2 protein-coding genes are annotated in these 14,442 nt (G+C 61.7%); one reads left to right on the plus strand and one right to left on the minus strand.

Annotated features, from left to right (window positions below; all coding sequences use genetic code 11):
* Window positions 1-122: 122 nt before the first annotated feature.
* On the plus strand, window positions 123-12,623 hold the full coding sequence (locus tag ACIOWA_RS07920; RefSeq protein ID WP_401159157.1) for a filamentous haemagglutinin family protein: 12,501 nt from the start codon (window positions 123-125) through the stop codon (window positions 12,621-12,623).
* 340 nt (window positions 12,624-12,963) lie between these two features.
* Here ACIOWA_RS07920 and ACIOWA_RS07925 read toward each other — a convergent pair.
* Window positions 12,964-14,442, minus strand: a 1,479-nt coding sequence (locus tag ACIOWA_RS07925; protein ID WP_401159159.1) for an Ig-like domain-containing protein, incomplete at its 5' end; no start/stop codon positions are given.

Raw genomic sequence — 14,442 nt, forward strand, 5'->3', positions numbered from 1 at the left:
TTTGTGTGACATCCGTTCGGTCGTGACCCTCGCCAACGGCCTATGTCGTAACAGCAGGTTTTTGCACGCCTGCGGCCTTGCGTGGCAACCCAAGTGTGGCAATCAAAAAGGATCTCGTAGTGATGCTCGCTCGCCCATCCCGTCGTCGTACCAACGTTCCGTCCTTCAAGCGTGATGCCGTGGACCCGGCGCTGTGGCTGCTCAAGCCGTTGGCGCAAGCGGTGGCGTTGTGTCTGGTGGCGGGCAGCGCGCACGCGCAGACGGCCTTCAGTTCGAGCTGGTTCGCTGCCAAGGGCGCCGCGCAGCAAGCCGCGGCAGCGCGGCCGAGCGTCGGTGGTTTGCCGGGGATGACGCCGCCATTGGCTCAGCAACAGAGGGCCAATCAGCAGTTGCAGCGGTCGATCCAGACCTTGAACAACACCGTTGCCGCGATTGCAGCACAGCAAGCGGCGCAGGCGGCCGGGCGCGCAACGGCGCTGGGTTCGGTGCAGTTTGTCCCGGACGGTCTGGGCGAGGGCGGTTTGAAGGTCGATAACAGCCTTGCGCAAGGTTGGCAGAACGCCAAGGGGCCGCAACAGACCCAGGCCGACGGCAAGACCACGGTGAAGATCGAGCAGACCGCCGACAAGGCGATTCTCAACTGGGAAACTTTCAACGTCGGTCGTAACACCTCGGTCGAGTTCGCCCAACAAGCGAACTGGGCAGTGCTCAACCGCGTCAATGATCCGAACGCACACGCCAGCCAGATCCAGGGTCAGATCAAGGGTGACGGCACGGTGATGCTGATCAACCGCAACGGCATCGTCTTCAGTGGCAGCAGCCAGGTCAACGTGCGCAACCTGGTGGCGGCGGCAGCGAATATCACCGATATCCAGTTCCGTGATCGTGGCCTGTACTTCGACAGCACCGGCACAGCGCCGACCTTCACTGATGCCGCCGGCAAGGTGCTGGTGGAGCGCGGCGCCTCCATCGCGACGCATAAACCTGTGGCCTCCACCGATGCCGGGGGGTACGCGTTACTGCTCGGCAACGAAGTGCAGAACGACGGCAGCATCAGCACCATCAAGGGCCAGACGGTATTAGCGGCCGGTGACCGTTTTTACATCCGTAAAGGTTCGGGCACCGAAGGCAATGCGCTGTCCACCACCTTCGGTAACGAAGTCATTCCGGGCTTCAAGGCCGGGGCTGTGGCGGGCAAAGTCACTAACAATGGGTTGATTCAATCCGCCACCGGCGACATCACCCTGACCGGTCATGAAGTGGTGCAGAACGGCGTGTTGCTCGCCAGCACTTCAGTGGCGACACGCGGCACGATTCACCTGACGAACCCGATCACCGACACCAGCGGTAGCGTCACGCTGGGGCAGGGCAGTGCCACGGCGATCATGCTCGACAGCAGTGAACTCACGGCCCTCGACAGTCAGCGCGACGCGGCCCTGACCGCCGTCAGCGCCAACAACCGGATTCGTGGCGACCAGTCGCGCATCGAAATCCAGAGTGGCGCCAGCGTCGAGTTCCAGAACGGCTCGATCACCCTGGCCACTGGTGGTCAGGTTGCGGTCAATGCCCAGCACCGCAGTCTGGTGCGTGACGGCGCGATGATCGATGTGTCCGGTGCTCTTGGCGTCAAAGTGGCGATGGAAAACAACAACATCAAGATCAATGTGCAGGGCAACGAGCAGCGCGATGCCTCGGTCAACCGTGAGAAAGGTGCGCTCAACAGCAATGACATCTGGGTCGATGTGCGCGAGCTGGTCTACGTGCCGGCCGGCACCAACGGCTATCCCACGGATCGTTGGTACACGGCGGGCGGTTTGCTTGAAGTCGGCGGCTACTTAGGCACTCAGGGCCACCGCGTTGGCGAGTGGATGGCGCAGGGCGGTACGGTGAGTTTTGCCGGCAACGATGTGGTCACTGAAAAGGGCTCGCTGATCAACCTGTCCGGCGGCACCCTGGATGTGCAGAGCGGGCAGATCCGCCAGAGCTGGTTGCGTGGCGCGGATGGGCGCTTGTATGAAGTTTCCCGTGCTCCGGGGGATCTGCTCTATACCGGGCTGTACAAAGGTTATGAAGACAACAGCGAGCGCTGGGGCCAGACGAGCTACTTCTACAATCCGCTGATTGCGCCGCGCGCGCGTTTCGAGTCGGGGTACACCGTGGGGCGTGATGCCGGGCAACTGGTAATCGCCACCGCCAACGCCGTGCTCGAGGGGCAGATGATTGGCCAGGTGTATCAGGGCGAGCGGCAGAATCAGGCGCCGAAACCGTTGCTTGATGGCTACGAACAAAGCCAGACGGCGCTGGCACGTCGTGCGCAATTGATTGTCGGCAGTTATGACCCGGCGTATGTGGCGGCGGCGAGTGGATTGCTCTACACGCTCAATCCGTTGCTGGATCAGGTGCAGATTGGCGGCGAGCGTCCGGTGGCCGGCAGTGATCTGGATCTGGCCGGCGCGGTATCCGATTCGCGCAAGGGCAAGCTGTTTCTGGATAACGGTCAACTCAATGGTTTTCGCCTCGGCGCGCTCAAGGTGTCGGCCAAGGATCAAGTCGCCGTGGATGGCGCGCTCGCGGTCGATGCCGGTGGCGACATCACCCTGTATGCCCCGGATGTGCAAATGGGCGCCGACCTGACGGCTCGCGGTGGCAGTGTGCGGCTGGGTAACGTGCTCAATCAGTTCAACGGCTCGACAACCACCGACACGCAACTCACGGCGAAATCCGGCAACGCGGCACAGGTAGTGGTTGCCGAAGGCGTGCGACTGGATACTCGCGGTGTGTGGAGCAACCTGCGCACCAATCCGGATGATGGCGCGAGCCTGGCGTATCTCAACGGGGGGCTGGTGTCGATTCGCAGCAGTGGCGATATCGATATCGACGCCGGCAGTCTGCTCGATGTGTCTTCTGGCGGCGCGCTGCTCGCCAACGGCAAGACCCGGGGCGGCAAGGGCGGTGATTTGACGCTGGAATCCAGCGCCATTAGCGCACCGGGCCAATCGCATTTGAACCTTGCTGGCGAAGTGCGTGGCTACGGTGTGACGGGCGGCGGCACCCTGACCGTGCAGGCTAACAAGCTACTCATCGGGCAGGCTGACAAGGTGCTGGCCGACAACACCCTGCAGTTGTCCGCCGACCTGTTCAACAAGGGCTTCAGCGCTTACAACCTGATCGGTCTGAGCGGGCTCGACGTTGCCGAAGACACGGCGATTGACGTGAGCATGCCGGTGTACCGCTTTGCCGAAGCCGCGCCGGATCAGGTCAGCGGTGTTGATCCGCAATCGGCACTGGAACTGTGGACGCCAATGCTCTTCCAGGAAAACCCGATCAAGGGAGTGCTGACCCAACGTGCCGGAGCCAGCCTGACATTGCAGGGCGGGGCCAGTCTGGTCGGTCTGATCGACGCGGCCAACAGTGCGTTGACGCTTGGCCGTGGTTCGCGCATCAGCGTCGATCCGGGGCAGAGCATCAAGCTGCGCGGTGCCGGGCAGATCACGGTTGAAGGTGAGCTCAATGCCTGGGGCGGCACGGTTGATATCCGCCAGCAACAGTTCGGCTCGATCAAACCGGATACGTCGATTCAATTGGCCGATCCGACTGCGCATAACCGTTCTATCTGGATCGGCGAGCAGGCGGTGCTGGATGTCGCTGGACGCGCCAACACCGCGCTCGATGCCTTGGGTCGAACCTACGGGCAGGTCGGCAAGGGTGGCAGCATCATCATCGGCGGTGAAATCGATTCGAAACGCGCGACTGCCACGGCTGCCGACGCCTACGTGATTGTGCGTCCGGGCGCGCGGCTTGATGCCTCTGGCACCGAGGCGATTCTGGATGTCGCCGGTCAGGGGCCAACCCGCGTTGCGACAGATGGCGGTCGCGTCAGCCTGGGTTCCTACAACGGCCTGTTCATTGATGGTCACTTGCGTGCGACGGCGGGCGGTGTCGGCGCTGCCGGCGGTCGTCTGGACATCGCCCTTGAGACGCCGCTTTACGCTGACTCGGCAAGCAATGCGGTGCGGGCGCCGAGGGAGATCATCATCGGCCAAGGCGCAGGTGAGGAATCGCTGGCCGTCAATCTGCGACCGGGCCAGGGCGCCGAAGGCTTGCGCTATGGCCAGGCTCGTCTGAGTGCCGACGGCTTGATGGCGGGCGGTTTCGATAACCTGGGCCTGTTGAGCAACGGCATGCTGTCGTTTGACGGCGACGTCAATCTGCACATGAACCAGAGCCTCAATCTGTACGCCGCAGCGTTGTCGCTGGCCGAAACGTCCAGGGAAACGACACGTGTCAACTTGAGCGCTCCGTACTTGCGTTTGTCCGGTGTGGGCAGCTACTTCGCGGGCGTCAACAGGATCCGGCCGCGGTTGACCAATAACCCGACGGCTCAACTGTCGGACGCGACATTCAATGCGTCGGCAGACTTGCTGGACGTGGGTAATGGCCTTTCCGTCGGCACGCAGGGTTCGATTCTGCAACTCAATGCCCCGGCTGTTGAGTACAGCCGCCGGGCGTTCGGTGTGGTGTCACTTGACAGCCGTGGCGACCTGCGTTTCCTCGCGCCAAACGATGGTGCCGAGAAAACCCGGCTGTGGACGCCGGGTGACTTGAATCTTGGTGCTGCGCAGATCTATCCGGGCACTGGCGTCCAGGCTGAAGTGCGGGTCGGTTATCAGGGCGCCGTTGCGGTATCCGACCACACCCTGCGCATCAGCGGCCACGGCGCGGCGCCCGCTGAGGTGCCGTACTCGGTTTTCGGCAATCTGAGCTTTTCTGCTGCGTACATCGAGCAGGGCGGTGTTGTGCGGGCACCGTTGGGCAAGATTGTCCTGGGCGACGATTTGCTGACTACCAGCCACGAGGTACGCCTGCTTTCTGGCAGTACAACGTCGGTGAGCGGTGCCGGTCTGGTCATGCCCTACGGCGGCACCACCGACGGCATCGATTATCTCTACAACGGCAAATCCGTGGTGTTGAACGGCATCACTGGCGAAAAAAACGGTGTGGCAATCGGTGGGCAATACGTTGATGTGCAGAGCGGTGCCCTGATTGATCTGTCCGGTGGTGGCGATCTTCGCGGCGCTGGTTTCATCTCCGGGCGCGGCGGTTCTACCGATGCGCGTTTCAATCCGCTGGTGCGCAATGCCACCGACGGCACTTTCAGCTTGCCGGGGCTGACGAGCAACCCGGTCTATGCCATCGTTCCGGGCAATCAGAGCCGCTATGCGCCAGTGCTGCCGGAAGCGGGCGCGGTCGATCCGCGCGTGGGCCAGCAAATCACCATTGGCGCCGGTGTCCCGGGGTTGGCGGCGGGAACTTACACGCTGTTGCCATCCACCTTTGCCTTGTTGCCGGGGGCGTTCCGGGTCGAAGTCAACGGTCAGGCAACACCGACTGCGACGACGGCGGCGCTGCAACTGCGCAATGGTTCGTGGACCAGCAGCGGGCAGATGTCGATTGCCAATACCGGCCTGCGCGACAGCCTGGCCAGTCAGGTCATCCTGACGTCGGCGGACGTGCTGCGCCGTTACTCGCAGTACAACGAAACCGGGCTTACCCCATTCATCCGCAATGATGCCGCCAGGCGCGGGCTGCCCCGTGCATTGGCGCCTATGGACGGCAAGACCCTGGATCTGCGTTTGAGTACCGGTGGTCAGCAAGACATTGCTTTGCAGTTCAACGGGCGCGCGCTGTTCAACCCCGCCGAGGGTGGGTTAACCGGGACGGCGGTGGTGCGCGGTGGTTATGCCGGCAGTGACCTGGAAATCCTCGGAACCGGGCAGGCGCCGACCGCGCACGTCGCTGGTGTGTCGTTGTATGCCGACACGCTGAATAACCTCAACGCCGGGCGTTTGACCCTCGGTGCAATGCCGGACGTTGTGTACAACACGTCAGGCAATATCATCAGCTTCCTCGGCACCACCGCCAATATCGTGTTGCGTGAGGGGGCCGTCCTTTCTGCGCCGGAAGTCTTGCTGCGCACCACCTTGACCACTGGCGGTATTACGGTCGAGGCGGGTGCCGGGATCAACACGCTCGGTCGCGGCAACGTACCTTACGATTCAACGGCGGGCTTCATATATCAGCCGGGGGCATCAAGCCTGTTGCTCGTGTCGAACGGCTGGACCCACGTGCTGGCGCCACAAGCGGGCTCAAATCTGAGTGGTGCCGGCAGTATCCGAATTGGCACCTGTGCGGCTGATTCATGCAGTAATCCGGCGCTGCTTTATTCGAACGGCAGCATCACCGCTGCCACGGATAACCAGTTTGAGCTCGGTGAAGCCGTGCGCTTCGGCACGCGTCATCTGGCGTTGTCGGTCGGTTCGGTGAATGCCGGCAGTGCCGAGGCGCTGGCGGCGGCAGGCAATCGCGTACCGGCAGGTTTGACCCTCAACCAGAATGTGCTTGATCGACTGTTGCGCGGCGATACCCAATTTGGCGCTCCGGCACTGGAAACCTTGAGCCTGACTACCCGCGATGCTTTCAATTTCTACGGCAGTGTAAGCCTCGATACGCTTGATCCGCAGACCGGCCAAAGCAAACTGCAGAACCTGGTGCTCATCACTCCGGCGATCTACGGTCTGGGCGATGCCAACGATGTGGCGACCATCCGCACCGCCAACCTGGTCTGGAACGGCGCCACCCAAACACCCGGCAGCGTTATCACTGGCGGCGCCGGCACGGGCAGCGGCACGCTGGATATCCAGGCGCAACGCATCGAACTGGGTTACGGCCCGATGCCACAGCCCAGCGGCCTGGATCAGAACAATCGTCTGGCGCTGGGTTTTGCCAACGTCAACCTGACGGCCAGCGAACGCATCACCGCCAACCACAAGGGCAGTCTGGCGGTGTATCAGGAGCAGGGCGCTTACGACCCGGTCAAGGGCTACAGCTACAGCGGCGGCAATCTGAACCTGCGCACGCCGCTGCTCACCGGTGAAGCAGCATCGGTCAGTTTGCTCAAGGCCGGCAACAGCCTGACGCTCAGCAGTGGCGGGGCTTATGGGGGGGCGGATGCCTTGGGTGCGGAACTCAACCTTGAGGCTCGCAACATCGTTCTCGATAGCCGTATCGCCTTGGCCAGCGGCAAACTGACCGTGAAGTCCGAAGATGATTTAAGCCTTGGCAACGCCGCCGTGCTGGATCTGACCGGGCGTACCTTGCCGTTCAACGATGTCAGCAAGTACAGCTGGGGCGGTGACATATCGCTGTACAGCGCCAACGGCAATATTCGTCAGGCGGCGGGCTCGCGAATCGATCTGTCGGCGAATAACAACCAGGCCGGTAATCTCAGCGTCGTCGCGTTGGCCGAGGCGGCCGGTATGGTCGATCTGCAAGGCGAGATCCTTGGTGGCAGCAGCGGTTACTACGACGCCGGGGGCACGTTGGTGCCGTACAAGGCCGGCGGCGTTGACATTCGCGCGCAGCGTCTGGGGGGGGATGCCACTGAACAGTTCGCCGCGCTCAACCAGCGTTTGAATGCCGGGCAGGTCTTCGGCAGCCGCAGCTTGCAGCTCAAGCAAGGCAACCTGCTCATCGGCGACGGCCTCAAGGCTGGCGAGGTCAATGTCTCGGTGGACAATGGCAGTCTGACGGTGGCCGGTCTGATCGACGCCAGCGGCGAGCGTGTCGGCAGTATTCGTCTGTCGGCGAAAAACGCTCTGACCCTGACCGGCAACAGCGTGCTCGATGCCCATGGTCGTGTGCTGCGGGTCGACAGCTACGGCAAGATCATCGATGCGCCGAACCGGGCGACGGTCGAGCTCAATTCCGGTGATGGTCTGCTCACCCTGGCTTCTGGTGCGCGGATCGATCTGCGTCACGGCACTGATGCGGTACCAGGCATTCTCGCGGGGCAAAACGATGGAATGCTGCGTGGCACGCTGGAGCTGAACGCGCCGCGGCTGGGCAGCAATGACATCGCCATTGATGCCAGTGGTGCGTTGACCATTCAGGGCGCACGTTCCATCGGTCTCAATGGCGTGCGTCGCTACACCGATGCTCGCGATGGCACCGATCAGGCCGTCACTGGCCGCCCGTATCAAGTGCTCGATCAGGCCATGCTCGATCGCATTCACGGTGACAGCAACAACTTCATCAACGCCGCTCTGGGCAACAATGATCTGTTGCAACGCAAACTCGCCGGGCTGAACAACGCCACCTATGCCGATGCGTTCCATCTGCGCCCGGGCGTAGAGATTGCCAGCAAGACTGCCGACGGCGACCTGGTGGTGGAGGGTGATCTGGACTTGTCTGGCTATCGCTACGCGAGCCTCAATCCGCATACGCGACTGGACCCGTCGGTTTACGGCTCGGGTGAGGCCGGCAGTCTGGTCATCCGCGCCGGCGGCAATCTCGATATTTACGGCAGCATCAACGACGGCTTTGCGCCGCCACCGCAAACCCAGGATGACGCCGGTTGGAAGCTGATCACCGGTGTGCAGCCGTTCGGTGGCGATCTTATCGTGCCGGGCACTGGCGTTTCACTGGCCGAAGGCACGCAGTTTCCGGTGGGGGCCGTGCTTAATTACGACGTGATGATTCAAGGCGCGGTATTGGCCAGCGGCACCTTGCTGCCGACTCAAGCGGTATTGGCCCAGGCCTATACCTTTGGCGCTGGCACCGTGCTGGCGGCGGCGATTCATGACGGCAATGGCAATCTGTTGTTTGCCGCCGGCACCTTGCTCTCCGAGAGTGTGACGTTGCCGGCGTCAACGCGCCTGGGGGCGGGGATTCGCCTGAACGACGCCACGTCGCTGCAAGCTATGACCTGGCCAAAAGGCGTGCCGCTGCCGGCCGTATACGATGTGGATGTGGGAACCGTTTCCGGGGTGAAATTGAGCGGTTCACTGGCATTGCTGCGCGGGTCACTCATCCCGTCCATGACGGACGTGAAGTTGGCTGATGGGACAACGATTATCGAATTGCGGTCGTTCAACGGCACCCAGCAGGGCAAGAACTGGGCGGTGGCGAGCATGCTGCCTGCAGGCACTGCCTCGTGGTCGATGCGTGTGGTGGCCGGCGCTGATCTTGACGCGGCGGATAATCGCACGGTCCAGCCGTTGACCAGCGGTGGTCATCTGCGGCTGGCGGACACTCACTATGGTGCGACGATTACGCAGGGCGTAGCGAAACTGGTCTGGGCCGTAGACAATCAGTATGGCTTCCCGCCCTACGAACCCATCCCCGACGAGTATCTGATTCTTTGTGAAATCGGCCCAAGCGATTGTGCGCCGATGGCGCGTTGGGTCTGGGCGCCGGGTAGCGGCATGGGCGCTGATTACGAGCCGGTTCCTGATGATTATCTGATCCTCTGCGAACTGCAGCCGGACCTGTGTCTGGAAAACAACCCGCAAAAATCCGCCAAGGTGCACACCCAGATGTTCAGCGTGCTGCGAACCGGCACGGGCGATCTCGACTTGATGGCGGCCGGCAATCTGAGTATGGATTCGCCTTTCGGCGTGTACACCGCAGGGACGCAGTCGGCTAATGTCGACCCGCTCTACAACCAGATGCGCGGGCACCTGTCCGATACAAACTCGGTTTTAGGCAGCACGGGAGCCGATTACGAAAAATGGGTCAACGGCGGCACTGACAGCCTCTATCAGGCCTGGTATCCGCAACTGGGCGGTAACCTCAGCATCAATGCCGGTGGCTCGATCTCCGGCGATTCGGTGGGGCGTAAAGAGCAGAAGTCGGGCGGTACTCGTGAGCAGATAGCCAGTGTTGCCGTTGGCAACTGGCTGTGGCGTCAAGGCACGGGGAATGCCGATGTTCCAACGGCCTGGTGGATCAATTTCGGCAGCTACATCACTCAACCGATACCCGACAGCAATATGAGTACCGAGCCGTACCTGGTGGGTTTCACCGGCTTTGGTACGTTGGGCGGCGGCAACATCAGTCTGCGCGCCGGGGCCGATGCGGGCATGTTGAAGCCGCTGGGAGACGCGACGAGTTACCTGCGCAGCCAGGGGCTCAACGTTGCAGTCGGCAGCACCGGCAGGGTCGGCAGCGATGGCCGCGTGCAAATGACGGGTGGCGGTGACATGGATATCCGCATTGGCGGCGAGCTCAACCCGTCACTGCAGGCCCGGGCTGGCGATACCGGCGGGGCGCGGCCGTTTCACGACCTGCAAGGTGCGTTGGTCAACCTGCGCGGCGCGGTGCAATTGACTGGCGGCGCCTTGGGCGGTATCGATCTGCAGTACGGCGCCGCGTCACGTTCGCATGACATCAGGGAAACCCGCGCGCTTGACCCGTTTACATCAACTACAAGCACAGCCTCTGGTGGTCTGGTATTGATCCCCGGTGACTCGGGGATGAGCCTCAGCACCCGTGGCGATCTGGTGCTGGGCGGAGCAAGCGACCCGGGACGCGTCAGCCTGCAGAACGCTACCCCGGTCTTCGACGCCAATGGTGACATCCAGAGAGGCGGGATCCTCAGTGGGTTTTCATTGTGGACCGAGCACACCGCCATCGACTTGTTTTCGGCCGGGGGAAACCTTACGCCTTCTACCCAAATGGCAGAGTTTAATGAGTTCAACAACTTCAGTTTACCGCTGGGGCGAAACACATCGCCTACAGACGGTCGATTCGTCTATCCGTCGATTTTGCGCGCAGTGGCGGGTCAGGGATCGATTTATGCCGGGCCTTCAGCATCGGTAAAAAGGAACGATTTCCCGCTGTCCGCCTACTCATTGCTCTTGGCGCCGTCGACAGCTGGCCAGCTGGAAATGCTGGCGGGCGATTCCATCTACGCCGGCGGCTATGCGATCAATCAGTCCGGAGCGAGTCCAGCGTCCATTGCCACGCCGTTCAATCCGGCGTTCAACCGCTTTGACAACAATGCGCAAGTCAGACCCGTCGCCACCAATTACAGCAGTGACGGCGTCGCATCGGACGGCAACTTGCGTTATCCGTTGTTCGCATTTGGCCCCAACACGTATTCGGGTCTCAGCGGAGTGCAGGGGCCCGCACGCTTCTATGCATTAACTGGCGATCTGGTGGGCGTGCGCAACGGCGAAACTCTGAATTTCACTACGTCCAAACGTACTTGGTATGAGGCGGCGGGGCCGGTGTGGATGATTGCCGGTCGCGACATCGTGGCGTCCGGGACCAATCTGGGCCAGCCCACTCAAGTCCAGTCGGATGAAATGGGTGTCGGGCGAGAGCTCATCACCTCCGCTGGCAACCTGTTCATCCACAATAATCCGCGAGACGTTTCACGGGTTTCGGCAGGTCGCGACATCCTCTATAGCAGTTTCGATATCGCCGGGCCGGGTGTTCTGGATATCAACGCCGGACGCAACATTCTCATGGAAAACCGTGCCAGCATCACCAGCCTCGGGTCGTTGGTGGCGGGGGATAATCGTGCGGGTACCAGTGTGGTGCTGCAGGCCGGCGCGGGGGCGCAAGGCCCGGATTATGCGCAGTTCATCGCGCGCTATCTGAGCCGGCAGAATCTCGCCAATCCGGAAAGGTCCCTTACCGGGCAACCGGGCAAAGTGGTCAAGACCTACCTTGACGAACTGCAGAGCTGGCTGACCCTCGGCTACGGCTTCAGTGGCAACGCCGAACAGGCGCAAGCGTTCTACGCCGCGCTGCCAAGTGCCCAGCAGGCGATTTTCGCGCGGCAGGTGTACTTCGCCGAACTGCGTGCCGGCGGCCTGGAGTACAACGATGTCGACGGCCCGCGTCAGGGCAGTTATTTGCGCGGTCGCAACGCCATCGCGGCGCTGTTCCCGACTACCGACGTGGCCGGCAATCCGATCCGTTACGACGGCGACATCACGATGTATGGCGGAGCAGGGGTCAAGACCCTGTTCGGCGGCGACATTCAGATGCTCACCCCGGGCGGTGGTCTGGTGTTCGGCATCGAAGGCGCGGTGCCGCCATCGACGGCGGGGATCATCACTCAGGGTTCAGGCAATATTCAGCTCTACTCCCAGGGCAGTATTCTGCTGGGCCAGAGCCGGATCATGACCACGTTCGGCGGGTCGATCCTCGGCTGGTCGGCCGAGGGCGACATCAACGCCGGTCGTGGTTCGAAAACCACTGTGGTCTACACCCCGCCGAAACGCGTGTACGACACTTGGGGCAACGTGAGCCTGTCGCCATCGGTACCGAGTACCGGCGCCGGTATCGCCACGCTCAACCCGATTGCCGAAGTGGTGCCGGGCGATATCGACCTGATCGCGCCGCTGGGCACCATCGATGCGGGCGAGGCGGGGATTCGGGTGTCGGGCAACGTCAACATCGCCGCGCTGACGGTAGTCAACGCCGCCAACATTTCGGTTCAGGGCAAGGCGACGGGGGTGCCGGTGGTATCGGCGGTGAATACCGGGGCGATCACCTCGGCCAGTTCCGCCGCATCGTCGGCCACGCAAGCGGCGGAAGATGTCGCCCGTCAGCAGCAGGCGGCTTCGCGGCAGAACCAGGCCTCGGTGTTCACCGTGCAGGTGCTGAGCTTCGGCAACGAACAGCTTGCGCCGTCGCGCGATGGCGCCAGCCGTGCATCGGCGCCGGGTTACAACCCGAACAGCCCGGTGCAGGTGTTGGGTGCCGGGGCGCTGGATGAACAGGCGAAGCAGCAGTTGACCGAGGAGGAACGTGGGCAACTGACGTTGTAAAAGACTCTCGTGCAGTACGTTTGGGCGGCCGGTGGGTCGCCCTTTTTTTGCATGCCTTATTCCATTCTGTACAGCGGACAGCGTACGTCCAGGGCAGCAGTCGCTGATTCGTCATTGACCGACCCACAATAGAACCCGCACCCAAGGCGCGCAAGCCGGCGGATTCTGGCTTGGCTGTAGGCAAAGGCGCAAGGGTGCGTGGCTTTGCGGACGTAGCGTTACACGCTCTTCAACAAGATCTCCGAGACGAGTTTAAAACCAAAAGCCGCGCGACTTTTTAATAGGCGCGCGGCTTTAAGGACTACGACTGTAGGCATTGCTTTACCGCAGCAGGTCTCAATTAATCATTGTTGTTCAACGGCGGCACAGACGCTTCTCTGGCCTCTACCGGCTCCTCATTGCTACTCGTCGCTCCGAGTACACCCACATTAAGCAATAAAAAACTCAACCCGTGATGGGGGTTGGCTGATTGCACCAGCCATCCGAAACTGCGGGTATCTACGTTGTAAACCTCGGCCGAGTCTCCGCTGGCGGTGCCGGTCCACGCATTGGCCAGGTGAGGATACGGCGGGCTTGCAGTCCAATTGAACCAAGGCTGGAAGAAGCAGCGCTCCATGACCGCGCGGATTTGCGGTGTCAAATTGATATGTCCTCTTTGCGCCTGCGATTGCTGGTATCTCGGGTAAGTCCAGTCTCCGTTTCCATGCACCCACAAATCGTAGATATTGGCAACTCTGACTGAGTAGCTGACCTTCGCACCACGTTGATCAGTGATAACGATGGTTGTAGTTCCGTTGCCCATTCCCGTGACTTTGCCGCTACTGGCAACCGCCGCGATTGCGCTGTTCGAGGAACGATAGGTATAGGACGGGAGGCCGCCAGTGGGAGTGCGAACCATTGTGTTGTCAATGGCATCGACACCGTTGAAGTTCGGGCAATAGCCACTTCTCACCATTACGCCATCCAGCACCATCGGCGTCGTTTCGACTGAAAGTGGCTCTGTCACCGTCAGCAATCGCACATTGGAATACACCGGAGTGCTGTGATACAGCGACTTGGCATACAACCGCCGCGCCCCAAAAGGCACGGTAATCGTAAGACTCCAGAGACCGGTCTCTTTATCGGCAGTCACCTTGCCCTTGGGCACCGCACTTGCACCGCTGCCATCAAAAATCTCTACCTGCAGCCCCTTATTCGCCGCCCCTTTGAGGGTAAGGGTCGTGCTGACGGTGAAGCCGGCTTCCAGCACCTCAACGCCTTTGTCATCCAGCACATTGGTTAGCGTAGGCGCGGTGGCTGCGGCCACGGTTATGGTCCTGACCGCCGACTCGGCACCTGTGCCATACAAGGCCTTGGCCTTGAAGCTGTGCGCGGCGAACGTCAGGTCTGACACCGGCAACGTCCACACGCCATTGGTAGCGGTCGCTCGGCCTTTGGCGGTGGCACCATCGAATATCTCGACTTCCTGGCCTTTGGCGGCGGCACCGGACAGCGTGACGGCGGTTTCTACCGTGGTTTCGTTCTGCGGAATTTCATTGCCGCTCGGCGAACCCTTGACGGAGGTCAGCGTAGGCGCGGTGGCTGCGATCACGGTCAGGGTTCTGGCCGCCGACTCGGCACCTGTGCCATACAAGGCCTTGGCCTTGAAGCTGTGCGCGGCGACCGTCAGGTCTGACACCGGCAACGTCCACACGCCATTGATAGCGGTCGCTCGGCCTTTGGTGGTGGCACCATCGAATATCTCGACTTCCTGGCCTTTGGCGGCGGCACCGGACAGCGTGACGGCGGTTTCTACCGTGGTTTCGTTCTGCGGAATTTC

It is taken from the genome of Pseudomonas sp. NPDC087614 (assembly GCF_044743485.1).
Lineage (GTDB): Bacteria > Pseudomonadota > Gammaproteobacteria > Pseudomonadales > Pseudomonadaceae > Aquipseudomonas > Aquipseudomonas baetica_A.